The sequence below is a fragment of the Nocardia sp. NPDC049149 genome, from assembly GCF_043197455.1.
GTDB lineage: Bacteria > Actinomycetota > Actinomycetes > Mycobacteriales > Mycobacteriaceae > Nocardia.
Genome location: NZ_JBICTD010000006.1, coordinates 1,821 through 25,712, shown reverse-complemented (window position 1 = coordinate 25,712; position 23,892 = coordinate 1,821). Strand labels below are relative to the sequence as shown.

30 protein-coding genes are annotated in these 23,892 nt (G+C 66.6%); 11 read left to right on the top strand and 19 right to left on the bottom strand.

Going from position 1 to position 23,892, the window contains the following annotated elements; all coding sequences use genetic code 11:
• Position 1: 1 nt before the first annotated feature.
• The 3 genes from ACGFNJ_RS24365 to ACGFNJ_RS24355 form a co-directional block, all read right to left on the bottom strand.
• On the bottom strand, positions 2-733 hold the full coding sequence (locus tag ACGFNJ_RS24365) for a YitT family protein (RefSeq protein WP_393452370.1): 732 nt from the start codon (positions 731-733) through the stop codon (positions 2-4).
• Positions 734-802: 69 nt separating this feature from the next.
• Positions 803-1,270 (bottom strand): DUF6299 family protein, encoded by a 468-nt coding sequence (locus ACGFNJ_RS24360; protein WP_393452367.1) that lies wholly within the window; start codon positions 1,268-1,270, stop codon positions 803-805.
• 48 nt (positions 1,271-1,318) lie between these two features.
• Positions 1,319-2,182: a hypothetical protein gene (locus tag ACGFNJ_RS24355; protein WP_393452364.1), complete on the bottom strand. Its 864-nt coding sequence runs from the start codon at positions 2,180-2,182 to the stop codon at positions 1,319-1,321.
• Between the two features lie 127 nt (positions 2,183-2,309).
• Here ACGFNJ_RS24355 and ACGFNJ_RS24350 point away from each other — a divergent pair, with 127 nt between their 5' ends.
• Complete coding sequence (locus ACGFNJ_RS24350; protein ID WP_393452361.1) at positions 2,310-2,771, top strand: Lrp/AsnC family transcriptional regulator; 462 nt, start codon at positions 2,310-2,312, stop codon at positions 2,769-2,771.
• A 12-nt stretch (positions 2,772-2,783) separates the two neighbouring features.
• On the opposite strand, the gene ACGFNJ_RS24345 is transcribed toward ACGFNJ_RS24350, so the two are convergent.
• Entirely contained in the window at positions 2,784-3,443 is a 660-nt protein-coding gene (locus ACGFNJ_RS24345; RefSeq protein ID WP_393452358.1) for a VOC family protein, read from the bottom strand.
• Positions 3,444-3,823: 380 nt separating this feature from the next.
• The gene (locus ACGFNJ_RS24340) at positions 3,824-4,762 is read right to left on the bottom strand and encodes a MerR family transcriptional regulator (RefSeq protein ID WP_393452355.1); all 939 of its coding nucleotides are present in this window, start codon (positions 4,760-4,762) and stop codon (positions 3,824-3,826) included.
• A 72-nt stretch (positions 4,763-4,834) separates the two neighbouring features.
• Between ACGFNJ_RS24340 and ACGFNJ_RS24335 the strand changes: the two genes are divergently transcribed.
• Entirely contained in the window at positions 4,835-5,092 is a 258-nt protein-coding gene (locus ACGFNJ_RS24335; protein WP_393452352.1) for a hypothetical protein, read from the top strand.
• A 75-nt stretch (positions 5,093-5,167) separates the two neighbouring features.
• Positions 5,168-5,488 carry a hypothetical protein gene (locus tag ACGFNJ_RS24330; protein ID WP_393452349.1) on the top strand — a complete coding sequence of 107 codons (321 nt, stop codon included), beginning with the start codon at positions 5,168-5,170 and terminating at the stop codon, positions 5,486-5,488.
• Between the two features lie 173 nt (positions 5,489-5,661).
• Here ACGFNJ_RS24330 and recX read toward each other — a convergent pair whose 3' ends face one another.
• From recX to ACGFNJ_RS24315, 3 genes are all read right to left on the bottom strand, one after another.
• Positions 5,662-6,210, bottom strand: coding sequence for a recombination regulator RecX (gene recX / locus ACGFNJ_RS24325; RefSeq protein ID WP_393452346.1), 549 nt, complete (start codon positions 6,208-6,210; stop codon positions 5,662-5,664).
• A 358-nt stretch (positions 6,211-6,568) separates the two neighbouring features.
• On the bottom strand, positions 6,569-7,609 hold the full coding sequence (gene recA / locus ACGFNJ_RS24320) for a recombinase RecA (protein WP_393452343.1): 1,041 nt from the start codon (positions 7,607-7,609) through the stop codon (positions 6,569-6,571).
• A 168-nt stretch (positions 7,610-7,777) separates the two neighbouring features.
• The gene (locus ACGFNJ_RS24315) at positions 7,778-8,815 is read right to left on the bottom strand and encodes an Lrp/AsnC family transcriptional regulator (RefSeq protein WP_393452340.1); all 1,038 of its coding nucleotides are present in this window, start codon (positions 8,813-8,815) and stop codon (positions 7,778-7,780) included.
• Between the two features lie 98 nt (positions 8,816-8,913).
• On the opposite strand from ACGFNJ_RS24315, the gene ACGFNJ_RS24310 reads away from it, so the two are divergent.
• Positions 8,914-10,320: an MFS transporter gene (locus ACGFNJ_RS24310; RefSeq protein WP_393452337.1), complete on the top strand. Its 1,407-nt coding sequence runs from the start codon at positions 8,914-8,916 to the stop codon at positions 10,318-10,320.
• 83 nt (positions 10,321-10,403) lie between these two features.
• On the opposite strand, the gene ACGFNJ_RS24305 is transcribed toward ACGFNJ_RS24310, so the two are convergent.
• Genes ACGFNJ_RS24305 through ACGFNJ_RS24295 form a run of 3 tightly spaced genes read right to left on the bottom strand, consistent with a single transcriptional unit; the run spans position 10,404 to position 12,271 of the window.
• Entirely contained in the window at positions 10,404-10,853 is a 450-nt protein-coding gene (locus ACGFNJ_RS24305; protein WP_393452334.1) for a nuclear transport factor 2 family protein, read from the bottom strand.
• A 12-nt stretch (positions 10,854-10,865) separates the two neighbouring features.
• A complete protein-coding gene (locus tag ACGFNJ_RS24300; protein ID WP_393452331.1) occupies positions 10,866-11,753 on the bottom strand; it encodes a pyridoxamine 5'-phosphate oxidase family protein in 888 nt (295 codons plus the stop codon).
• A gap of 56 nt (positions 11,754-11,809) precedes the next feature.
• Complete coding sequence (locus tag ACGFNJ_RS24295) at positions 11,810-12,271, bottom strand: VOC family protein (RefSeq protein WP_393452328.1); 462 nt, start codon at positions 12,269-12,271, stop codon at positions 11,810-11,812.
• Positions 12,272-12,424: 153 nt separating this feature from the next.
• Here ACGFNJ_RS24295 and ACGFNJ_RS24290 point away from each other — a divergent pair, with 153 nt between their 5' ends.
• A complete protein-coding gene (locus ACGFNJ_RS24290) occupies positions 12,425-12,943 on the top strand; it encodes a CGNR zinc finger domain-containing protein (protein WP_393454103.1) in 519 nt (172 codons plus the stop codon).
• Between the two features lie 53 nt (positions 12,944-12,996).
• Here the strand turns inward: ACGFNJ_RS24290 and ACGFNJ_RS24285 are convergent, their stop codons facing one another.
• From ACGFNJ_RS24285 to ACGFNJ_RS24275, 3 genes are all read right to left on the bottom strand, one after another.
• The gene (locus ACGFNJ_RS24285) at positions 12,997-14,271 is read right to left on the bottom strand and encodes a phosphotransferase (RefSeq protein ID WP_393452325.1); all 1,275 of its coding nucleotides are present in this window, start codon (positions 14,269-14,271) and stop codon (positions 12,997-12,999) included.
• Positions 14,235-14,426 carry a DUF3046 domain-containing protein gene (locus ACGFNJ_RS24280; RefSeq protein WP_069160226.1) on the bottom strand — a complete coding sequence of 64 codons (192 nt, stop codon included), beginning with the start codon at positions 14,424-14,426 and terminating at the stop codon, positions 14,235-14,237. The genes ACGFNJ_RS24285 and ACGFNJ_RS24280 overlap by 37 nt, the downstream gene beginning before the upstream one ends.
• Positions 14,427-14,554: 128 nt before the next feature.
• Complete coding sequence (locus ACGFNJ_RS24275) at positions 14,555-15,718, bottom strand: glycosyltransferase (protein ID WP_393452320.1); 1,164 nt, start codon at positions 15,716-15,718, stop codon at positions 14,555-14,557.
• A gap of 123 nt (positions 15,719-15,841) precedes the next feature.
• Between ACGFNJ_RS24275 and ACGFNJ_RS24270 the strand changes: the two genes are divergently transcribed.
• A complete protein-coding gene (locus ACGFNJ_RS24270) occupies positions 15,842-16,417 on the top strand; it encodes an HD domain-containing protein (protein ID WP_393452317.1) in 576 nt (191 codons plus the stop codon).
• 130 nt (positions 16,418-16,547) lie between these two features.
• Here ACGFNJ_RS24270 and ACGFNJ_RS24265 read toward each other — a convergent pair whose 3' ends face one another.
• From ACGFNJ_RS24265 to ACGFNJ_RS24250, 4 genes are all read right to left on the bottom strand, one after another.
• Complete coding sequence (locus ACGFNJ_RS24265; protein WP_393454100.1) at positions 16,548-17,255, bottom strand: PIG-L deacetylase family protein; 708 nt, start codon at positions 17,253-17,255, stop codon at positions 16,548-16,550.
• Between the two features lie 210 nt (positions 17,256-17,465).
• A complete protein-coding gene (locus tag ACGFNJ_RS24260) occupies positions 17,466-17,639 on the bottom strand; it encodes a hypothetical protein (protein ID WP_167837545.1) in 174 nt (57 codons plus the stop codon).
• Between the two features lie 162 nt (positions 17,640-17,801).
• Entirely contained in the window at positions 17,802-18,548 is a 747-nt protein-coding gene (locus ACGFNJ_RS24255) for a PRC and DUF2382 domain-containing protein (protein ID WP_393452313.1), read from the bottom strand.
• Between the two features lie 77 nt (positions 18,549-18,625).
• Entirely contained in the window at positions 18,626-18,793 is a 168-nt protein-coding gene (locus tag ACGFNJ_RS24250) for a hypothetical protein (protein ID WP_393452310.1), read from the bottom strand.
• 358 nt (positions 18,794-19,151) lie between these two features.
• On the opposite strand from ACGFNJ_RS24250, the gene ACGFNJ_RS24245 reads away from it, so the two are divergent.
• The 5 genes from ACGFNJ_RS24245 to ACGFNJ_RS24225 all read left to right on the top strand — a co-directional run bounded on the left by ACGFNJ_RS24245 (position 19,152) and on the right by ACGFNJ_RS24225 (position 23,263).
• Positions 19,152-19,346, top strand: coding sequence for a hypothetical protein (locus ACGFNJ_RS24245; protein ID WP_069160160.1), 195 nt, complete (start codon positions 19,152-19,154; stop codon positions 19,344-19,346).
• Positions 19,347-19,569: 223 nt separating this feature from the next.
• Positions 19,570-20,265, top strand: coding sequence for a response regulator transcription factor (locus tag ACGFNJ_RS24240; RefSeq protein ID WP_069160161.1), 696 nt, complete (start codon positions 19,570-19,572; stop codon positions 20,263-20,265).
• A complete protein-coding gene (locus tag ACGFNJ_RS24235; RefSeq protein ID WP_393452307.1) occupies positions 20,262-21,458 on the top strand; it encodes a sensor histidine kinase in 1,197 nt (398 codons plus the stop codon). Before ACGFNJ_RS24240 ends, ACGFNJ_RS24235 begins: the two co-directional genes overlap by 4 nt.
• Before the next feature lie 211 nt (positions 21,459-21,669).
• Complete coding sequence (locus ACGFNJ_RS24230) at positions 21,670-22,833, top strand: hypothetical protein (RefSeq protein ID WP_393452304.1); 1,164 nt, start codon at positions 21,670-21,672, stop codon at positions 22,831-22,833.
• Positions 22,834-22,957: 124 nt separating this feature from the next.
• Complete coding sequence (locus tag ACGFNJ_RS24225; RefSeq protein ID WP_393452301.1) at positions 22,958-23,263, top strand: response regulator transcription factor; 306 nt, start codon at positions 22,958-22,960, stop codon at positions 23,261-23,263.
• A 350-nt stretch (positions 23,264-23,613) separates the two neighbouring features.
• Here ACGFNJ_RS24225 and ACGFNJ_RS24220 read toward each other — a convergent pair.
• Positions 23,614-23,892, bottom strand: a 279-nt coding sequence (locus tag ACGFNJ_RS24220) for a hypothetical protein (RefSeq protein ID WP_393452298.1), incomplete at its 5' end; no start/stop codon positions are given.

Here is a 23,892-nt window from a genome sequence, read left to right as displayed (position 1 = left end):
GTCAGTCGGACGACTCTTGCCGAGCGGCTCCGAATTCACCCCTGCCGTAGGAGATTTCGACGGCCACCTTCGGAAGGAAGTAGCCGACCAGCGGGCCCATCGTCACCGCGATGAGCACGGTCCCGATGCCCGCGATGCCGCCGAGCGCCCAGCCGATCGTGGCGACGGTGACCTCGATGCAGGTACGCACCACCGCGACCGGTTGCCGGGTGAGCCGGACCAAGCCGGTCATGAGTCCGTCCCGGGGGCCGGCGCCGAACTGCGCACCGAGATAGACCGAGTCGAAGAACGCGAGCCCGACAATTCCGGCGACCAAGAAGAATGCTTGGGCGCCGAGACCGGTCGGCGTGGGGAGGATCAGCGCCGTCGCGTCGGCAGCCACCCCGACGAGGACAACGTTGAGCAGCGTGCCCACACCGGGCAGCTCTCGCATCGGGATCCACGCGACAAGCACGATCACCGCGATGAGATTCGTTGCTGTACCGAAAGAAATGCCGACCGTCTTGGCTAAGCCATCCGTGAGAACGCTCCAACTTGCCGCGCCCAGACCGGAGGTGACGAGCACCATCACCGACGCACCGTAACCAACCAGGCCGATGAGCAACTGCGGGAACCTGCGCAGCTTCCGCCCAGCACGCAGTTGCTCGGCCGCGTTCAGGCGGCGGATGACGAAACCGTCACCGCGATGGGTTTCTGTGCCCGGTTCCTTGTTCGGCGAGGTAGGCGATGGCATCAGCCCATCCTCGACGACTTCCGGTCGGTGATTCCATAGCCAGACGCAGGCTGCTGGTTTTGTTGCGCGTCACGCCTTCTCGAACTCGACCGTCACATTCGAGGCGAGGGCGAAGTCCTTGAGGTCCCAGGATATCGAGGCCTGTGCTGTCCCGGTTTCGCCAGGCTGGACCTTGTGATGCTGGTCCGCCTCGCCGTGGGGGTCGAGGTACACCCGAGCTTCCCACGCGAGGGTTTCGCCATCGCACGGAATGTACTTGTCGGAATTCCCTCGATAGGAGGAACCCTGCACACTCACGCGAACTTGTACTGCACCTTTACCGCCGCCGCTGCACGAGGCGGTGCCGGTGACGGTCGCCGTGCCGTCTCCGGATGTAGTGCCGGTTTTGTCAACCGTGATCGTCGCTCCGGCCGCGGCTGCTGTCGGTGCGGTAGCTACTGCCGCCACCGCCGCCAGAGCAGCAACCGCCGCAGAAAAGCCGGGCCTACTAGGCATTCGTGTTCCTTCTTCGGCAGGGGAACAACTGACGAACGACATTCGCCACCGAACATAAGCCCGGATGGGTCCAACACCAGGGACCTCCCGTCACCACCGAGAGTCGGCGCGGCCAGCCCAGTCGGGCCCCAATCGCGGAAGCTGGCGGGCTGGGGCCAGTATCGCTCGGCACGTGCGCTGGATGCTGTCGAGACGGATTCGTGTCAGGTAGCTCGAGGTAGTGACGGCGAGGGCGGTGAGTGTCGCGCATGTGAAGGCGGCGGCTGGTCCCCAGTCGAGCAAAGTCGATGCGAGGCAGGCATAGAAGGCCGCGCAGGACAGTGCGCTGATGATCGCGCGGCGCAGGGAGCGCACTACGTCTGTGCCGCCGGTACGCCGATGGGTGCAGACCGTCATGAGGACGCCGAAGAGGGGCAGTTGGCCGATCAAAGCGGTTCCGTAGCTGCCGATTTCGCCGGCGGTCGTGGTGGTTACGGCGGTGACGGCGACCGCGGTCGCGCAGCGCACCGGCAATTCCCAAGGTTTCGGGTCGACCGGTGCGGCACCGGCGACGGGCTGTCGCTCGGGCCAGCAGGACAGCAGCACGCCGATCCCGACCAGCACCGTGAACGCGGCGAACAGCGGTGACGGCGCCCACCAGTGCAGCACGGTCGCCAGACCGGCGTAGCACCCCAGGGCCATCGCGAGCGAGACAGGCCAGGACCAGTTTCGTGCCGTGACGGCATAGGCGACGGTGAAGCCGACGTAGGCGAGCAAACCGGCGAAGGCACCGCGCGCGACCTCGGCGGCGAACTCCGACCCGTAGGCGAATCGCACGGCTACCAGCGCCGGGCCCGCCGTCAACGGCAGCGCGACCAGCAACGCCCCGACGAGGGGATCGAACCGGCGCACAGCAAGCGTCACCGCGACGATCAAGAGTGGACTGAGCAGGAGTTTCAGTAGCAGAACAACCACGACCTCGACTTTCTCAGCAAAACCGCTGAGATTGTCACTGAGTTTGCGGCAAATTGCCTCGATGACTTGGTAGATCCGCAGTATTTCAGTTGATCTACCGAGAATGCCGCAGATAGAGTGGCTCGCTATGGACGACATCGATCGAGACCTGCTCGGCGCCCTCGTGCGCGACGGTCGAATGACCTACCAGGAGCTCGCTCGTGCAGTTCGGTTGAGCGCCAACGCTGTTGCGGAGCGGATCCGACGCCTCAAGCACAGCGGGTTGTTGCGCGGCTACCATGCCGAGCTCGATCTTCGGGTGCTCGGCCGCACCCTGGTCGCGCTCACCGATGTGCGGCTGCGCGACGATGTCTCCGGCCGGGACTTCGAAAAGAGTCTGCATGCCGTGCCGCAGGTAGTCTCCGCCGCACACACCACCGGCGAGTACGACTACCAGCTCCGGATAGCGTGCACCGACCCGGGCGAGCTCGAGCAAGTCGTGGAAATCCTCAAGCGTGGACACGGCGCGCGCCAACTCCGCAGCAGGGTCGTCCTCAGCGAGGTCGAGCTGGATCCGTCTCGGCTGCTGGGGATTTCAACGCTTCGGTGATGCGCACCGCCATCACAGCTGCTTGGCCTTGTACAGAAACTCCGCGCCGCCATTGGGATCCAGACCGATCAGCTCGGTGATGTGGCCGAGCAGCTTGGTGGTGTCGAAATAGTTGATCGTCATCAGCGGAAGTTGCGCGCTGGGCAGACAGAAACTTTGCACCATGGGGAAACCGTTGGCCACCATGTTGTCTCGGTCTCCGGCCAGATCGCTACTGAGATACGCCACATGCTGGATCGACGGCCCACGATCCCGTAACCAGGTCGAGTAGATGCTTTCGCCCGAAAGTGGCCGAATAAGTTCGACGTTGAGGTCACCATGAAACCCGTTGTAGAGGTCCGCCGACCATTGCCCCGGCTGGCCGAGATACGTCCCGTTGGTGTCCTCGGCGCGCACGTTCCGCATCCGCACGAACGGTGTCGTCCCCACCTTGTGCAGAAAGTACTGCTCCGCGGCTTCGATATCGTCGACGATCCAGGCGACCTGATGAAAAACGGGAACAAGCAGGCGATTCGGGCCCGCCGCATCAGCACCGAATGGCATCGGCAGCGGCCCAACAGAGATATCGGCCGCAGCGGCACGCGGAGCCATCAACCCCGACAAACCGGCAAGGCCCAGTCCGGCCCCGACCGCCCCCGCACCGAACAACGTCCGCCTCGTAATGTCATCCATACCGGCACCCGTCTCTAGTCAGAGATGAACCAATAAGAACGCGTACTACTCCTGTGCGAATTCGCAACTGTAGAGACAACCTTTGGGTCGCGCAATATCGAAAAATCCCACACACGCACTCATGTGACGATGCACACATTCGCGGCGACCACTCGCGTCAAAGAGCCTCCAGACCATACGAAATGACGAAGTTCGGGATTCAAAAATCCGCACTCGTTCCGTGGATCCGCACTAGCTCTGGACACCTAGAAAGGGTGCGGATACACAGAAGGGGTGCGGATTTCGGCGTTGGGGCGAGGCTGGCCGTGTTGCCGACTCAGGGGTGGGTGCCGTCGATGACCACGGCCCGTTATCCGCCCGGCTCGGCCCCGACTCGGCTGTTACTTGGTGGGGTGGCTGCGCAAGGCTTGGCCGAACCAGGTGAACACCGGTTCCAGATCAGCCATCGGCGGCCACTCGTTGATCGTCGCCACCAACTGCCAGTAGCGGGTGACCCGAGTGTCATTGGCGATCTCCAAGCGCTCGAGCACCCAGCGTCGAAGGTCGGTGTCGTCGGGCCGGTCGAATGTTTCGGCGTAGCGCGCGGTCAACGTGTCGACGATGGCCGCGGCACCGGGGCTATCCGGTGCGGTGCCTGCGGCCAGGGCTCGGCCGACCTGCTCGCGCACCGTCTCGGTCAAGTCATGGTGCAGGCCGGTGTTGTCGCCTTCGGCGCGCTGCCGCTCCTGATATTCGGCCATCTGCCGAACCGCAAGCCGAAAGTCGTTGTCCTGCACCAATTGTACGAGTTCCATCCATGCCTCGACCTGCGCGGCGGTGGGGTCCTCCGGTAGGTCGGGCATGCTCGTGCGCAGCAGCTCCACCATGGCCGGGTTGGCGTCGACGCCGCCGAAGGTGTCATCGATGAACTCGTGGATGTAGCGGTGTCGTTCGGACTGGGTCAGGTTCACCAGTTTGTGCATCAGATCCATCTCCTGGGGGTTCGATTCCCGGGCGGCGACCGCCTGCAGCACCACGCGCCGCAGGCGCAGCACACGGATCTGCGCGTCGAGCGCGGCAGCATGCGCCGCGGCGACATCGGCCAATGAGGTCTCACCGGCCAGGATCCGCCGGACGGTGGGCAGGTCGATATCCAGCTCGCGCAACGTCCGGACCAATTCCAGACGTGCGAGAGCATCGACGTCGTAGAGGCGGTAGCCGACCGGGCTGTGACAGGTCGGCGGGACGATTTCCTTGTCGGAGTAGAACCGAATCGTTTTGACCGTCAAACCGGTCCGCTCGGCCAGTGCCCCGATCGTGAAGAGCGTCGCGTCATCCATGCCTCAACCCTGCTGTCTCCCCCTGATGGAGACTCAAGTCTGATCTATCCACCCATCCGCGCCATCGCGGCCGTGAGCGCCGAACTGCACGAACTGGGCTATCGCGGCAGCCCCAACAACGTCTACCGGTTCCTGCGGCCTTACCGCGTCGGCCCGACATCGACTCGGCCAGTAACCGTCCCACCGCCGAAACCGAAGATCCGCGTGGTGACCGGCTGGATCATGCGTGACCCCGATACCCTGCACACGGACGAAACACAGTATCTGGCAAGGACTTTAGCGATGGCAACCGGCAGCACGATCTGGGCAAGGTGCTGTCGCGCCGACTGAACGTCACGAAAGGTCGAGGTTGGGGCCCACAAAAATGGCTGGTCATGGATGCGGTCTGCATAGGACCCTGAGCCTATGCCTCGACGTCTCATGTTCGTGCAGTTGAAGACTGGTTACAACACCGACCGCGGACCCTCGTGGATCGGGTGGGTGGACTTCTCGAAGACCTGGAGTACTGCGTATTTTCACGGGAGGACACTGCGCCGGTTCGGGGGGATGTTCGATGCGAACTTCTACGACGTGCAGACCTACGAGAGGTTCTGGGTCTCCGGGCCGAAGCGGGATCGCACCGACACCCGCTACGGCCCCTTCAACCCCGAAATCGAGCCGGACACTGTCGAGACCTATCACGCCTTCCTGGCGGGTGCGTCCCTGCCGGGCCGGGAAAAAGGCTGATCTCGCGCCCCTGCGAGCGGCCTCGTCGAGGGCTTGTTTGCGCCAGAACCCATCCACCTGGCAAGGGACAGAGATCTGCGTGTGCCACCCGACTCCGCCCCAGGGCAGAAGGCCCTGTCAGGAACCACCCATCTTGTTTCACCATCCCCCGCAGCGACCCGTCCAGCGCGATGTCAATCCAGCTCAGGATCGGACAGGTCGGCATCACCTTGGGACAGTTCAGATTTGACCACCGCGTACGCAGTGGACTGACTGTATCCGCGCCGAGCGAGCATGCCGACCAAACGACGGATTGTTTTGTCGCGGTCGAGACTCGCGGGGATGGTGCGGAGTTTGCGGCGGACCAGTTCGCGGGCGCGGGACTCTTCGTCGTCGGAGCTGATGGCTTCCAGGGCGGGCGCGGCGTCGGCGGGGTCTACCCCTTTCCGGCGGAGTTCTTGCGCCAGAGCCTGTTTGCCTTTGCCCGAGAAGGTGTGGCGGGAGTGGACCCATTGTTCGGCGAAGGCGGCGTCGTCGATGAGGCCGACTTCGGTGAGCCGATCCAGGGCGCGGTCGGTGACGTCGGAGGTGTAGCCCTTGGCGGCCAGGCGTTGGGCAAGTTCGGCTCGGCTGCGGGCGCGGACGGCGAGCAGACGAAGACACGCCTCTTTCGCCTGCTCGACCGTCCCGCCTTGCGGAGCGGACTCCGAGGAGCGCGCATCCCGCTCGGATCCGGCCGCCACCGGATCCGCCCATCGGCCTTCGGAACGTTCAGCGTCAGCCGAATGGGAGTCTGTGGGCTGGAACGTCTTTCGACGTCCACGACGGGACGACCCCGCGCGGGACCCAGTCGAACGCGCCCGCTGCGGATCGGGCGCGCTCGACCGAGTTCCCATGGTGTCCTGTGCAGCCGAACCACCTTCGGCCGACCGGACTCGTCCGGGTTCCTGTCCGCCGGGCCAAGATCCGACAGGATCGGTGGCGGCACCGTGGGCAGACAGGAGTTCTTGGAGCCGGCGCCGCATCTCCTGCACCGATTCGGACCGCGACTCATCGGGCGCGGTCCGGCGCGGTTGGGGCGAGCGCCGGCTGTTCGTCGAATCAGAAATCGGCGGGGACCTCGGCAGCAGGCGCGGTCACATCGGCGCCGATGCCGAGCTTCTCCTTGATCTTCTTCTCGATCTCGTCCCGCACATCGGTGTTCTCCAGCAGGAACTTTCGGGCGTTCTCCTTGCCCTGACCGAGCTGGTCGCCCTCGTAGGTGTACCAGGAGCCGGACTTGCGCACGAAGCCGTGCTCGACACCCATGTCGATGAGCGAGCCTTCCTTGGAGATGCCGTGGCCGTAGAGGATGTCGAACTCGGCCTGCTTGAACGGCGGGCTGACCTTGTTCTTCACGACCTTGACCCGGGTACGGTTGCCGACCGCGTCGGTGCCGTCCTTCAGCGTCTCGATGCGGCGCACGTCGAGACGGACCGAGGCGTAGAACTTCAACGCCTTACCACCCGTTGTGGTTTCGGGAGAACCGAACATCACGCCGATCTTCTCGCGCAGCTGGTTGATGAAGATCGCGGTGGTGTTGGAGTTGCTCAGCGCACCGGTCATCTTGCGCAGCGCCTGGCTCATCAACCGGGCCTGCAGACCGACGTGGCTGTCACCCATCTCGCCTTCGATCTCGGCGCGCGGCACCAGCGCGGCCACCGAGTCGATGACGATGATGTCGATGGCGCCCGAGCGAACGAGCATGTCCGCGATCTCCAGCGCCTGCTCACCGGTGTCCGGCTGCGAGACGAGCAGGGCATCGGTGTCGACACCGAGCTTCTTGGCGTATTCCGGGTCGAGCGCGTGCTCCGCGTCGATGAACGCCGCAATACCGCCCTGCGCCTGCGCATTCGCCACCGCGTGCAGCGCGACCGTGGTCTTACCCGAGGATTCCGGACCGTAGACCTCGATGATGCGGCCGCGCGGCAGGCCGCCGATGCCGAGCGCGACGTCCAGCGCGATGGAGCCGGTCGGGATCACCGCAAGAGGCTGACGCACCTCTTCGCCGAGGCGCATGACCGCACCCTTGCCGAAGCTCTTCTCGACCTGGGACAGCGCGAGTTCGAGAGCCTTGTCGCGGTCGTACGCCTGTGGTGCCATGTCCTGATCCCCTTTTCGACGGGTAAGTCTCTTCCGTGGTTGGCGCCAACATTAGAGGGCGGCACCGACAAGTTCTGGCGCCAAGAGTAGACGAACAGGTGTTCGAGTCAAGCGACGCGCCCAGCAACACGCGAACGGACTTCGCTGTCCTCGGCAAACGCGGCGCGATCACCGAAGCGGTGCGACGCGAGCGCTGGTCAGCAGCGTCTGGGCTTGTTTCAGCACCCGCAACGACGGTGTCGCCTCCAGGTCGGTGATGCCATCGAGCGCACCCAAACGCTCGGTGATGTAGCGGTAGAGGTGGGGCGTGTCGCGGCAGAGGAACGATGCGAACAGATTGGTCGACCCGGTGGTCGCAGCCACGAAAACGATCTCGGGATGGGTCACCATCGCCCGGCCCACCGCGTCCAGATCGGACGGGCGCACCCGCAACCACAGCGCACCACGCACCGCGTATCCCATCCGCTCGACCGCGAAGTCGAGGTCGAAGTACAGCACCCCCGCCTGCTCGAGCTCGGCCATCCGCCGCGCGACTCGTGGTGCGGTCCAACCGATTTCGGCGGCTATCTGCGCATACGGCGCCCGCCCGTCCCGCCCGAGCAACGCGAGCATGGCCTCGTCCTCAGCGGACAGATCCACCGGCGCATCCGGACCGGCACTGTCCGGCGGCGAGCCGAACGCACAACCCGAGCGCTGCCCCAGTTCGCACAGCTGCTGCTCAGTGAAGAGGCGACTGAACCGCGGCCATTCCTCGTCGGCCACGAACCGATGCATCACCTCGTGCGCGCTCACCCCGAGCACTTGACTCGCCTTCGGCAGCGTGTGCAGCAGCAAGGCGTCGCGTTGTTCGATGGAGCGCGGCCTGCTCACACAGGTCACCTCAGATCCGGTGGACAGCAGGCTGACCCAGCTCAAATCCGGGAATCTGGCCAGGGATTCGGCCAAGCGCAGCGCTTTGTCCGGGGCGGTCCTGATTCGCAGCACCCAGCGCGCGTGTCCGAGCGGCACCGCGTTCACCTGCCCGGACACGTGCATGATGCCGCGCTGGCGCAGCGAACGGTAGCGACGCGCGACCGTCTGCTCGGAGACGTCGAGGAGGCCGCCGAGCTTCGCGAACGGAATCCTGGCGTCGTAGACCAGCGCGTACAGGATCTGCTTGTCGAGAACGTCCAGTGCGGAGGATTCCGAGGGCTCTTCGGACTGCATAGGAGGAATCTAACGCAGAAGGCCATCTGGCTAGGTAGATACGTTCGATTATCGCACGCTTGGCGTCGATATCGTTCGATTCCGCCATGGAGGCTCCAGTGAAGAAATGGCTCCCCCTGTTCGCCGCGTGCCTCGGCACGCTCATGCTGCTCATCGACGTCACCATCGTGAACGTCGCACTGCCCGACATCGCCACCGATCTGCACGCCGGACTGGCCGGCCTGCAATGGGTGGTGGACGGCTACGCGCTGGCATTGGCCGCGCTGCTGCTCGTGCTCGGTTCCCTCGCCGACCGGATCGGCGCCAAACACACCTATCTCGCCGGGCTCGTCCTGTTCGCCCTCGCCTCGCTCGGCTGCGGCATCGCCGATACCGCGACGAATCTCATTGCGGCACGGGTGCTTCAGGGCATCGGCGGCGCGGCGATGTTCGCGACAACGCTCTCGCTGCTGCACGCGACCTACCTCGGCCGTGACCGCGGCACCGCCTTCGGCATCTGGGGTGCGGTGGCCGGTGCGGCGGCGGGCATCGGTGTCGTGCTCGGCGGCGTGCTGACCGAAGCGCTGTCGTGGCGGTGGATCTTCTTCGTCAACCTACCCATCGCGGTGCTGGCAATCGTGTTGACCGCCTTCGTCTTTCCGGCGTCGGCCCGCCACGCGAACCGTTCCGTGGATATCGCGGGCATGCTCTCCTTCGCCACCGCGGCCACCGGGCTCACCTACGGTGTCATTCGCGGCGGTGAGCACGGCTGGACCGACGGCCGCACGGTGATCGCGCTGGTGGTCGGCGCGCTCGCGGTGGCGGTCTTCGTCGCCGTCGAATCGCGCAGTGCCGCACCGATGTTCCCGCTGACGCTGCTGCGCAACCGGAATTTCGGGGCGACGCTGCTTGGAGCGAGCGGGCAGACCTTTGCGGCGTTCGCGTGCACTCCCCTGGTGTCACTGTGGTTGCAGCAACAGCTGCGGATGTCGCCGCTGCACGCAGGTCTCGCACTGCTGCCCATGGCGGTGACCGCGTTCGTGGTGGCCGGCGCGTTCGGACGGCTCGCGCACAACGCGGCGCCGAAGTGGACGATCGGTGCAGGCCTGGTGGTGGTCGGCGTCGGCAGCGGGCTGCTGACCGTGGTCGATGCCGGATCGTCCTGGGTGGCACTGGTTCCCGGTTTGGTGGTGATCGGCGCAGGCATCGGCATCAACGCGCCGGCGCTGGTGTCGGTGGGCATGGCCGCGGTGCCGCCACACCAGGGCGGCACCGCGGCGGGTGCGGTGAACACCGCGCGGCAGCTCGGCCTCGCGCTGGGTGTCGCGGTGCTCGGCACGGTGTTTCGCGGGGTGGCGGATGCAAGTCACCCGATGACGTTGCCGCACTTCGTCGCCGGCCTCGACGCGGCATTCGCGGTCGCCGCCGCGGTCGGCATCGTGTTCGGCGCGATCGCCTTCGGCCTGTTCCACCGGCGTCCGCAGGCCGAATCCGCCAAGGAGGAGCAGCAAGTCGTCGCCGCTTGACGTGCTCCGCCACGACTATCGGCACGCCGCGCACCAGATCAGGTGCGCGGCGTGCCGGCGGTCATAGGGGCGGCGGGAGATCCCTACTGCTGCGGCTGAATCGAGGTGTCCCCTGCCTCGCGCGGGCCGAAGATGCGGCGATCGGCTTCGGCGATCCGGACGTCGTTGATGCTGGCCTCGCGGCGCGACATCAGCCCGTCGGGCGCGAACTCCCACTGCTCGTTGCCGTAGCTGCGCCACCATTGGCCTGTCTCGTCGTGCCATTCGTACTGGAAGCGCACGGCGATGCGATTGCTGTCGAACGCCCAGAGGTCTTTGCGCAGCGCGTACCCGTTCTCGACAGACCATTTGCGGGTGAGGAATTCGACGATGGCGGCGCGGCCGGTGAAGAACTCGTCCCGGTTACGCCAGACCGAGTCCTCGGTGTAGGCGGCGGCGACCCGCTCGGGATCGCGGGTGTTCCAGGCGTTTTCGGCGGCGAGCACCTTGGTCTTGGCCGATTCCAGGTCGAACGGCGGCAGTGGGGGTCGCATGAAACGATCCTTTCAAGGGTTGACGGGCGAGAGTTCGGGCGGGCCCCAGTGCAGCGGGCCCGCACCGGATCGCTCGACGATCTCGGTGATGGTGAAGTCGATCGAACATTGGGCGCCGACGGCGAACGTCTCGTGCTCCCAGCGCAGTTCGGCGGTGCCGGTGAGCTGGAGGGTGCCGCCGGTCGTCCAGTCGGGGACGAGGATTCCGCAGCGCGGCTGCACCGCGATGTTGCCGAGGGTCATGAACATCGAGTTGCCGCGGTAGTCCGGCCAGCGCAGCCTGGTCGGCGAAAGCACCTGCAGGAAGCCGGGATTCCCGCCGCGGTGGGAGGCGTCGGCATTGCCGTCGGCGTCAGAGGTCGCGACGAAGAACGCGTCGGCCGCCCTGATCGCCGCCTGCTGAGCCGCGTCGAGCTCGGTTGTGCGGCGCGGCGGTGGCGGCATCACATCCGGCCGATAGGACTCGACCTGCCTGCGGGAGATGTACTTCGGACAGTTCGCATAGACCTGGTCGGTACTGATGCGCAACCCGGCACCCACCGCGGTGGCACTGCCGTTGACGCGCATTCGCCTGCGCCGCTGTGGTTGCAGGGCGATCATGCCGACCCGAGCCGGATGAGTCAGCGCCTCCCGCAACGGATCCCCCTCGGCGGGCCGGGCGTCGACGGCGATGGTGTCCGCGTCGACCGCGTGCACGAAGCCCGCGGGACCGACCAGCTCACTCGCCCACAACCGGCCAGCGGCATCGGCGGCCGCGATCACGATCATCGGCTGCTCGGCGAGGAACGCCGCGGCAACATCCGGAATGTCGGCCCGGATGCCCCTGCCGACCCGGCCGGCGATCTCCGCCTGACCCATCCGTCGTTGGACCTCGAGTTCGCCGGAATGAAAGGGCGTCATCAGCGGGCTCCTTGTCACGAAGAGAGGCTCATCGGCATGGTCAACAGCCGAGCGGGTCAGAAGAATCCACAGGTCGGTGCGCCACCGCTCGGCGCCGACGCCCCTTCAGCGCCGGTCGGCGCGTAGATCTCCAGCCGGATGCCGTCGGGGTCGGTGAAGAAGATGCCACCCGAGGCCGCGCCTTCGCCGTGCGCGACGACGCCGTCGTAGGCGAAGGGCACCGACTGTGCGCGCAGCACCGCCTCGATCGCCCGCACCTGCTCGATGGTGTCGACCTGGAACGAAAGGTGGTGCAGGCCCGGCGTTTCCGTGGAGAACGTGCCCGCACTCTGCTCCCACAGCGTCACGAGCAGCTTGCCGTCCACGCCGAGGAACGCCCACTTCTTGTCGCCGTCGGTGCTCGCGCCGAGCGGTTCGAAGCCGAGCGCGCTGCGATAGAACTCCACCGAACGGTTCAGGTCCGCGACGTTCAGCCCGATGTGCCCGGTGACGAGCTGGGGTGCGGCAACTGCGGTCATGTGATCCTCCTCGACGGGTCAAACCGTCTTAAGTGGTTTAACTGGTTAGACAATAACGACAACGGGCCAGTGCGGTCAACCTGTAAAGTGCATATAGACGGTTAGATGACCGTGATGATCGAGGTGACCAGAAGGAGGTCGATACCCTCAGGCATGCACGATCCACGCCCCCACCTCGGCGAACCGCTGGCACTCGACCTGCTGGACACGCGGTGGAACGCGCACGGACAGCCGCAGGACCTGCTCACCGATGTGACAGGCCTCGGCGTCTGGCTGTCCTCGGCCGGGCTGACCGATCGCGCGAACGCCGACGAGGCGACGCTGAACGCGGTACTGTCCGCCCGCTCGGCCATCTACGACGTCGTGCGGCACGCCGCCCCCGCCGCATTGAACGAAGTACTCGACCGAGGCCGAATCCGGCGCGCGCTCACCGACACTGGGCCATCGCAGGTCATCGACGTACCCGATACCACCTGGCTGCCCGCCTGGTTGGCGGCGGCCAATCTGCTCGATCTACTGGCCGAAGCGCCGGATCGCATCCGGCAATGCGCCCACCCCGACTGCGTGCTCTTCTTCTACGACACCTCGAAAAACGGCACCCGCCGCTGGCATTCGATGTCGACGTGCGGCAACCGCACCAAGGCGGCCCGCCACTACGCGAAAAAGGTCTGAGCCGCAGCACATTCGGCGTGCTGCGCCCTTCGAGTCGTCAGCACCCTTCGAGCTCAGAACAATTCGTCGAGCAGACGGTAGTACTCCAAGCGCTGCTCATCCGGATCGTCGAGGCCGTACGCGGCGAAAAACACAGCCACTTCGTCCGCACCGAAATCCTCCCGCAGATCCCGCACGGCCAACGCCAGGTCACGGTAGCGATCCGCCACCCCGAGGGCACCGACGTCGAGCAAGATCGCGCCCTCCAGCACGTTGGGCGGGGTGAAATCACCGTGCGCCACCACCAGATCCTCGCCGTCCGGGCGTTCGGCGAGCAGCCGCGCCAGCACCTCGTCGGGGCCGGAATCCTGGTTGTCGTCATCGAAGTCGTCGGGATCGACCAGATCCTCGACCACCTGCCTGCGCGCCTGGGCCAGCACGCCGTCGAGTCGCCCATCGAACGGGCACTCCGCGATCGGCAGGCTGTGCAGCCTGCGCAACAGCGCACCCATGATCGCGCCGACCGAGTCCGCGCCTGTCCCGGCCTCGGCTCGCGCGGCCAAACTCGGCGCACCCGCGTCGGCAAGGACCAGCACATCACCGTCGAACACGGCGATCTCCGGCACCCGAATTCCGTGGTCCCGCAACCAGTTCAGCCGCTGCTCTTCGGCAACCGCTTTGGGACCCCGCTTCAGCCAATACCTGTCGTTGACGAGCGCGACGCCACCGCTCATGCCCTCGTGCTCCGCCGACCAGGTCGGCGCGGGCCCGAGCAGCGCGGCCACCCGCTGCGGCAACGGAATCGGCAACGACGGCAGCGTCTCCAAAGCGACCCTGGTGGATTCGATCAACTCGGGATCGCCCTCGGCGATGCGCAGATCGAGCGCTTCCCGCAGCAGGTCGTGCGCCTCGGTCAGCCGATCCTGTTCGGCCAGCGCCTTTCCCAGATGCTGCACGGCGAACGACAGCACATCCGGCGCGGCGACCCGCGCGTGCTCGACCGCCCGCCGGTACAGGATCTCCGCGGTGGGTCCCTCGCCGTGATAGCGGTACACGTCACCGAGGTTGATCCACACCGTGATCCGGCGCTCCTCGGTGTCCACCAGCTCCAGCGCCCGATCGAGCAGGTCGAGTGCTTCGTCGTAATGTCCGAGCAGCATCGCCTCGATCCCGGTCTGCCGGTACCCGGCGAAATCAACCGGATCGGCCGCCGCCAGCCGCGCGGCCAGCCGTTCGGGATCGACCGGGATCATCCGGTGCCGCTCGTCGAAGCGGAATAGTCCGTCCGCGTCAACGGCCCGCCCCGGCGTGCTCACCACCGGCCCCGCGGCACGTCGAACTCCGAGCACAGCGCTCGCCACACGTCGCGCGGATCGACGCCCGCTTCGATGGCGGCGGAGCCCGTTCGGCCCAGCGAGGGGATCACGTGATCGGTCAGCAGGGCGTCTCCGCGTGCCGTCCCGAACTCGGTATGCAACAGCTCCTGAAACTCCGTCAATCGCACCGTGCCCAAGATACTCGTTTCGCGTGACGGCCCGCGAACCTGCCTTATCCCCGGCTATCAGGACATTTGCGCCGGGCAACAGCCGGCGAGGAGCGCGCTGCGCGGACCATCGGACGGCTCCGCCCGACCTATCCCGCGTTGACCGAATCGCGCACGGCGTGACACAACTCGAGCGGATCGGCGACCGCGGCCGCGCTCGCGGCCGCCTGCTCGGCCGCGGCGGTGAACCGCGGTTCGGACAGGATCTCGAGGACGGCGGCGCGCACCGCCTCGGCGGTCATGGGCCGGACGAGCAGGGAACTCCCCTGCCGGACAGCGCGATTGGCCAGCTCCCATTGATCGCCGCCGCCGGGCACCGTGACCACCGGCACGGCAGCGGACAGCGACTTCGCCAGCAGCCCGTGTCCGCCGCCACCGACCACCACCGACGCGTGGGTCAGCAGTTCGTCCTGGCGCCCCAAACCCGCAGTGGCCCAGGAGGGTAAGTCGGCGGGTGGCGGGTCGAGCGACGAGATCGCCACGCGCACACCGGTGTTGTCGAGCGCTTCGAGCACCGTCTCGACCATCCCGTGCACGCCGGTGTGCGCGGTCGAGGGCGCGACCATCACCAATGGCCCGTCGCCGGGCGGCAACGCCAGGGTCGCGTCGGTCGGTTCCCAGAAGAGCGGCCCGATGACGTGGGCGTTATCGGGCCAGTCCGGCCGCGGCACCTCGAGAGCGGGCAAGGTGGCAATCAAGCGCGCGGCAGGACCAGGATCGGTGGCAGGCAGGCCGACGCTCTCGCGCGCCTGTTCCCGCTGCCGCAGACCGTGCTTGATATCGCGAGCCGTCATCGTGCGCAACACCCCGTCACGCATGCGCCCGCGCAGCCCCTCGCCCGGCGCCAGCCCACTCCCGATGGGCGGCAAGGCTTTCGACGGCAGATACAACGGATGCGGCGACAGCTCGAGCCACGGCACGCCGAGCCGCTCGGCGGCCAGACCGCCGCCCGCGGTCAGCACATCGGAGACGACCAGCTCGGGCAGCATGGCGCTGAGGTCGGGCAGGATCTCGGTGGAGATGTGCGCGGCACGTTCGTGGATGCGCTGGCCCGCGTCGGCGTCGTCGTCGGCAGGGCGCGGAGCCAGGCCCTTGAGCCTGCGCACGCCGATCCCGGCGTCGCGGGCCGCATCGAACCAGCGCGGCCCGGTGAACAGCACCGGCTCGTCTCCGGCGGCCAGGAAACGCAAGCACAACGCGATGGCGGGAAAGGCATGCCCCGGATCGGGCCCCGCGACTACGGCAACTCGCATCCGCCTAGCCTGCCACACCCGATTCCGGCCGGGCCGCCCCCTCGACCCGCGTCTTCACCTGGTGGACAACAGAACTTCACGTGACCTCGACCGCGCGCAGCGATATGGTCTAGACCAATAAGGATGAGCGAGGGAGCGATCGTGCGGGTGTCCACCGTGGACGAATTGATGGTGCTGTTGGCCAACGGCGAGGACGTCTGGGACATGCCGGACCGCAGCGGCGATCCGGTCGACATCCTCGACCACGACCGGCAGTGCGCCGAACTGCTCCGGCAGCGTTACCCGCACGACGAGGAACTCCAGGTCGCCGGGCTGGTGCACGACGTAGGCCACCAACTCTTCCCCGGCGACGACGCGGGGCACGGCAGGCACGGCGCCGACGCGATCCGCGCGCTGCTCGGTGCCAGAGTCGCTCGCCTGGTCGAGCTGCACGTTGTCGCCAAACGCTATCTGGCAGCGACGGATTCGGCGCACACCCTGTCCCCCTCCAGCGCGCGCACCCTCATCGCACAGGGTGGTCCGATGAGCGCGGCGGAAATCGCCGAATTCCGCACCGACCCCGACTTCGACGCCGCCATCGCGCTACGGCACGCCGACGACGCGGGCAAGGTGGTCGGCCTCACCGTCGCCCCACTGGACGAGTGGCGGCCGGTCATCGAACGTGTTGCCGCACAAACGGCGTCAGTGTCTACACCGTGACCGCAGGCTCGGACCGGCTACACCACAACAGATTCCATCCCCTACACCAGAGATTCCATCCGACGCATCGGTCGGCGACCACGCGGAACCACACCGATACCGCCTGCATCGCAGCCTGTTTCGACGATGATCAGCCGCCGAAGTAGTAGAGCTCGAACCCAACCGCACGTTCCGCGGCGAAACCTTCTATCGGCCCGGTCGCCCGGTCCACGATGGCGCGCACCTGGTCCTCGACCGGCTCATCGCTGAGCACCTCCAGATACCGGCGATGCGCGGCCAACGACGCCGTTGCCTGATCGATCACCTCGGTGACATCGACGGCATGGGTAGCCGTCGGACCGACCACCGCACCCCAGCGGGGCGAGCACGGCTTATCTGTGAGCTCGGGGAAGATCCACTCGTTCCCCGCATCCGAGATGGCGTCGAGCGTGGCGCGGCCGACCGCACGATGGTCGGCGCTGTTGGCGAAGCCGGGCGCCCAGGTATCGCCGAAGTTGAAGAGCACCACCAGTTCCGGCCGATGGCGGCGAATCGCGGCGGCAAGGTCGCGGCGCAACTCCAGCGACTCCACCACCCGGCCATCCGGATGGCCGAGGAACTCCACCTGCTGCACGCCAACGGCTTTGGCGGCCGCGATCTCCTCGGCCTCACGCAGCGGCCCGGATTCGGCGGGCGGCAGTCCGGCGATCCCGGCCTCGCCACTGGTGACCAGGACATAGCGAATGTCCTTGCCCTGCCCCGTCCAGCGGGCCACCGCCGCTGCCGCCCCGTACTCGATGTCGTCGGGGTGGGCGACAATCACCACCCCGCGCTGCCAGTCCTCCGGAAACTGCTCCACACGTGTCATTCAAACAGAGTCTCAGACACGAACAAGGGCCGTGCGCTGTCCCGACGACTCACGCACGGCCCCGCGCCGGACGGTGTGCGACTTCGCTCGCACTACCTGGTGGCATCCCGGCCACACCTGGAAAAACCGCCCGACCCCCCGCTCACGATCCGGCTTCGCAGCGCTACCCGTGCGCGCTGAAGCCGCTTCGCGTGCGGAAACCTACAGCTTGCTCACCGGGGAGTTGTCCGAGCTCGACACCGCCTTGTACAGCAGGTACAGCCCGAACACGATGGCGCTGATCACCAGGATCGGGAACAGTCCCTTGATCAGCGCACCGATGATGGCCAGCGCGATCCAGACGACCGCGACGATTCCGATAATCTTCCACAACATTTGCCAGCCTCCGATGTCTTCGCGAACCGCCCCTCGACGACCCGACATGTTCCATGCTGGCAGCTGCGCGACGAGAAATCACCAGGTCAAAACCGATATCCGGGTGAAGATCAGGGTGAACCCTGAGCCGCACCCGGCACTATCGATCCGCCGCAGGACTGGTTATCGACGCCCGCGATTGCGGTCGCGGTCGACGCCCTCGGTCTCGATCCGCTCCTTGCGCACGGTGTCGGACACGGTCTGCGAGTCCTGGACCTGGTCGACGGCGAGGCGGACCCGTTCGACGGGCACGGTCTCCTTGCGCGCTGTCACTCGCTCCTCATGCAAGGTGACCTCGCGTTCCTGCTCGCCGATGTCGGCGCGGCGGACGGCGGACGGGTCGGTGATCGGCTCGCGTTCGATCCGGACTTCCTCGTGCATCGTCGGCACCGTGACGGACTGCTCCTCGGTCTCCACGTACTTGTGCAGGCGGGCGGTGCCTGCCGCCTCGGTCTGCTTGTCGACCGCGAGTCGCTCCTCGGACCGCACCAGTCCGGCATCCGAGGGCTTGGTGCCGCCGCGCATCTGCTGCTTACCGCCCATGTCCCAGGCGGCCTGGCTCGGGTCGATGTGATAGTGCTCGAACAGTTCGCGCTCGGCTTGCGGACTGATCAGGCCGTCCCGATCGAGATGTGGCGCGGTCTTCACTTCTTCCTTCTCGACCCGCACTTGCAGTGCCTCCGGATCGTGGCGCAGCTGAGCGCCCGCCAACGGCACCAGCGAATCGCCGCTGAACAGTCCGGTGGAGACGGCGACCCAGGTGGGCGAGCCCGAGGAGTTGTCGATGTAGATCCGTTTGACCTTGCCGATCTTGTCGCCCTCGGGGTCGTAGACGGCGCTGCCGATGAGTTCTTCCAGCATTCCGGTCATGATTTCCTCCGTGTTCCGATTCGGCGCGATGCACGGGCCACGGGTGCGGCCCGGCTACCGCGTGGGATGAAAGATCTTCAGGCGCTTGCCTTTTGGTCGAGATGCTCGAGCTCGTCGGCGATCCGTCGCGCGCGCCGGGCCCGGCGCGCTGGATCGTCGGCGGCGTCCATGGCCAGATATCGACGGACGTCGAGCCGTTGCGTGTCCTGATCGATCACGGATTTTCGGTAGGCAATGTCAAGCATCGGTCTGCTCCTGCCCAGTAGGTGAGAGTTCCCGATCCCGCTTCGAGATCGGGCCGATCAGCTACAAAGTGGCAACTACCCGACGCTGTCGGCACCAAACACCTCGCCGTCGAAATGGGCGATCGACCGGCCGCCGCTGCTCAGACGCCTGGTTCCAACCGGACAATCTTCCGACTATGCTTCGCGGAGCTATCGATCTTGTGCGCTGCCGAGCCTGCTCAAGATCAGTGTACGGTTGTACTCTGAACTCTTGCGTAGCGTTGCGGTTAGCGGCAGTCAGGAAGGGATGGTCGGCCTATGTACACACCACGCTCAGCACACAGTTATTCACTGAATCCCACGTAACGGTCGGTGACTGATGGAAAACGAACTCGCTCAAGAGCTCGCCGCGGCCGCCCGCCGCCACGGTGGTGCCATCGCAGGCATTGTCGGCGGAGCCGCCCGCAAGGCGTCCTGGGAAGTGCTCGACCTGATGGCCGAAGGCCGTGAACTGGTCGGTGCCGCACTGCGCGCCAGGGCCGAAGAACTACGCCGCAAGGACCGTCTCAGCTGATTCGCCGGGCATCGGTGGCGGCGGGTTCGCCACCGATGTCGCGGAAGTGCTTAACCATCAGGTCAATTGACCACTTGCAATCCGGCAGCAATCGCAAAGGTACTGGCCGGTCTCGAATTTCGCGCAGGATATTTCCATCAGGTACACAATTGCCGAATTTCCTTGGCAGGCAAGGTCTCTTGATGCTTCAATCCGGTTCATGGGGATTCGCCGCCTACTTGCCATGGCAGGTGTCGCCGTCACCGACCTACCAGGCGCCTACGCGGTACCTGGCCAAGTTCGCCGGATCGGTTGCGTCGAGGACCACCAGGCCGTCGCGGTCGGACTCGCCGCGATCCTGTCCGAGCAACCGGATCTGACCGTGGTCGCGATGGCGCCGACAGTTCCGGCGCTCCTCCAGCAAACCAAGGATCTCGACCTGGCGATCCTCGACCTGCGCCTGCCGGACGGGTCGAGCCCGCGCGCCAACGTCGAACTGCTCCGCGAACACGGCATCGACGTCCTCGTGTACACCACCGGCGACTGGCGTGACCTGATCCGCTCCGCGGCCCAGGCCGGCGTGCTCGGGGTGGCATTGAAGAGTGACCCGGCCGAGAAGACCACCGCGATGGTCAGAGCCGCCGCCTCCGGACGCCAAGTGGCGACGACGGTGTGGGCCTCGGCCATCGACAGCGACCCGGCACTGACCAACATCGACCTGCCGCCGCGGCAACGCCAAGTGCTCGAGCTCTACGCCAACGGCGAGACCGCGGCCTCCGTCGCGCGCAAACTCGAGTTGTCCGAACACACCGTCAACGACTACCTCGCGCGCATCCGTCGCCGCTACGCCGAAGCAGGCAGGCCGGTGCGCACCAGAGTGGACCTGTACCGAGAAGCGGCCCGCGACGGCATCATCGGCGAGGAGCCGCGGGATCGATGACCGGCACGCAGCAGCCTGCCGTTACCGACGCACCACGCGGCGCCGAAGCCAAACTGGTCAGAGGCGCAAGCCTTTTCGTCGGTTCGGGTGGGCTGTTCTATGCGGCGCTCACCGCGCCGACCGCATTCACCCAGGCGCACTTCACCGCGGCATGGTGGACGCCGGTCGCGTTCCTCACGACCTATCTGCCGCCGGTCCTGATCATCGTCGCGGCCGCGAGGTGGCAGATGGACCTGGTGCGGAAAGCGGTGGCGGCCTTCGCCTTCGGCTACGCATTCGCCGCATTGAGCTGGCCGCTGGTTCGCACCGGAGAGCTGCTCGAACCCGAAGCGTCGCTGTGGTTGGTGTGGATTCCCGGGTTGCCCGCGGTGGCGCTGTGCCTGTTCTGGCGTCGGGTGCCGTTCGCCTATCTGGCCTGTGCGGGGATCGTCGCGCAAGTCGACGGCATGCTCGCCCGCGGGCCCGACGTGCACAATCCGTTGCTGCCCGAAATCCTGTTCGCCTTCGCCTATTCCGCGTTCCCGTGCGCCGCGTGCGTGGTCTTCGTGCGGCTCGGGCGAATGCTCGACCAGACCTCCTCCTCCGCGCTGGCGACCGCGACGTCGGCCGCCGCGGCCGAAGCTCGTCGCTTCGAACGGCGCCGCTTCGACGCGCTCACCCACGACGGTGTCATCGCGACACTGCTCGAGGCCTCACGCGCGCCGAACTCGCCGATCCTCGCGCACTACGCGCAGACGACACTGCGCAACCTCGGCAGGTTGCGCTCCGGGCTGCCCGCCCAGGACGATCTCGATCTGGAACTGGTCGTCGCGGGCATCCGGGCTGCGGCCGCCGAGATCGACGACTCGATTCCGCTGCGCGTCGAACCGGCGGCAGGCACCGAACTCACCGTGCCGCCCGATGTGGCCACCGCGCTGGCGGCGGCCACCGGCGAGGCGCTGCGCAACTGGAAGAAGCACGCCTCGCCCGTGCACGACGCCGCCTGCGAGGTGACCGTGACCGCGGGCGCCGCCGACATCCGGATCGACGTGGTGGACGACGGCATCGGGTTCGACCCGAAAGCCGTTCCCCCCGACCGCCTCGGGCTACGCGCCAGCATCGTCGACCGCATCGCCCAACTGCCCGGCGGGTGGTCCGCCATCGAGTCCGCGCCGGGACGCGGCAGCCGGGTCAGCGTGGGGTGGGCGGCATGAGGGTGCGGGCCGGTGTCGTGGTGCGGCATGAAGGTACGGACCGGTGTTGGAGTGCGGCATGAGGGCGCGGACCGGTGTCGCGGTGCGGCATGAGGGCGCGGACCGGTGTTGGAGTGCGGCATGAGGGCGCGGGCCGATGTCGCGGTGCGGCACGATGGTGCAGGCAAGCCAGCGGTGAACGCGGTGCCGACGTCGATGACGAGTGGGTGACATGACGGCGTTGCGGAGTATCCGCGCTGCGGCGGCGCAGCGCGGTGCGTTCAGTGTTGCGGTGCGGCGCGGGTTTCTGGGGATCGCGGCGCAGCGGGACGAACCCGCGGACGTGCGCGACATTCTCGGCATGCGCACGCCGACGGCGTGGGTGCTGTGCGGGTTGTTCACGGTCGCGATCTACTCGATGGCGTTCGCGGCCGACGATGGGATTCGTCATCTCTGGATCACCGGGTTGGCGGCGACGATCATCCTCGGTGCCGGAGTCGGCACCATCCTTGCCTCCGGCGACAAAATACCGCTGCGCGTGGCGATTCCGCTGGCCGCGGCAGCGCCGCTCGGCACGGTGCTCGCCCTGTGGCAGCTGCCGGTGCCGATGGTGAATTCGACCCAGATCTGGTTCCTCGGTGCAGCTTCGGCGTATCTCAACTTTCTGTGCATTCGAGGCGCTGGGCTGTTGGCGTGGCTCGCGCTGTTCGGCCAGATCATCGCCTGCACCTGGTGGACGGCGGCCACCGGGCAGGGGGCGTTGCTCGGCGCAGGGTTCTCCTTCATCAATGCGACGCCGCTGCTGATGGCCACCTTCTTCGCCAAAGTCGTTCGCCCCATTGCCCGTTCGATCCTCAGCCTGCGCAGGCAGGAGACCGAGCGCGCCGCGGCGGAGGCGGCAGCGCTTGCCGCACAGTCGGAACGGGACGCGCGCATCGCCCGGCTGGACGGCGCGGCGCGGCCGTTGCTCGAAATCATCGCGCTTGGAAGACCATTGACCTTCGAGGAACAACAGGAGTGCCGGCTCGTCGAAGCGCAGTTGCGTGACGAGATCATCGGTGGGCTGATGGTCGACGAGGCGGTCACGGCGGCTGCCAGATTCGCCAGACAACGCGGTGTGCGAGTGGTGCTCGATGATGGCGGAGGGCTCGACGACGCCGACGATCAGGTTAGAGACATGGTGCGTACGGTGTTACGTGACGCGCTCGACTACGCCGACGGCGGAGAAATGACCGCGCGGGTACTTCCGCCGGGACGGGCCACCGTGGTATCGATTCTGTTGCGTGACAAGGAAGAACTCCGGATCGATGTGAGCGCGGCGGGGGTCGTGCGATCCGACCTGGATCACCAGAGTTCCGTTAGCGCGACGAACGGAGCCCCCGAAACTAAGGGCTGAGTAGTAGCGAATTTCCTGATTGTTTGCCGAGGCATAGAGTCGATCCACGATGTCCGGCCGCCGGATTCCCGGGGCGATTGCCCTCGAACGAGACCCGCCGGTGTCAAACGCAAGGAATGTAATAATGATAGCCGCAGTTTCGCACTCGCTCCCCCAGCCGATGCACCCCTCCCCGCTAGCGGCGGTACCGGCCCATCACTGGCCCGACGCGGGCCTCTCGCAACGCGAACGTGAAGTGCTGATCACCTGGGTGGTCTGCGATTCCAAAACCGATGTGGCGCAGCGCCTGTACCTCTCGCTAGGCACCGTCAACACCCACATCACCCGCATCCGCGGAAAGTACGCCGCCGTCGGCCGCACCGCCAACACCAAAGCGGCACTGGTGGTTCGAGCCCTGCAGGACGGTCTCGTCGGCCTGGAAGACCTGTAGTCGACGCCTCCCCTGGGCGCAGGCCCCGACAATCCCACACCCCGGTTCCCTGGTACCCCAACGGATTACCCGCACCGGGAACCGCCCGATACGGCGCCGCTACCCGACCGCGCGCCGAGGGGTGTTGCCGCCGCCCGCCTCCCTTCCGGGGCGGCGGCAACGCCCGCCGACCGTGGTGCCCCTGGCCTTTCGCACGGCAACGCCGCCGGGTAGTGCTCGGGGCCGCGCAGAAAATGAGGGCTGCGCGGTCCCGAGCCTGCCGCCCCGCACAGATTCGATCACCTGACGGCGAGCAGCACCTCGCCGACCGCAGGTTTCTGGAAGCGCAGCCCACGCGCCGAGTGTGACGATCACCGGACATCGTTCGGAGGAGAGTTCATGCAAGAACGCATCGGACGGGTCTCGTCGGCCATCGCGGGGTTGGCCGATCCGACGCGCGCGAGGGTGGTCCATTCGGCACGTGCGAGGGAGATCCATTCGGCACGCGCGGGATCGGTCGATCCGGCACGCGCGGGATCGGTCGATCCGGCACGCGCGGGATCGGTCCATCCGGCACATACGGGATCGGTCCATCCGGCACATACGGGATCGGTCCATCCGGCACATACGGGATCGGTCCATCCGGCACT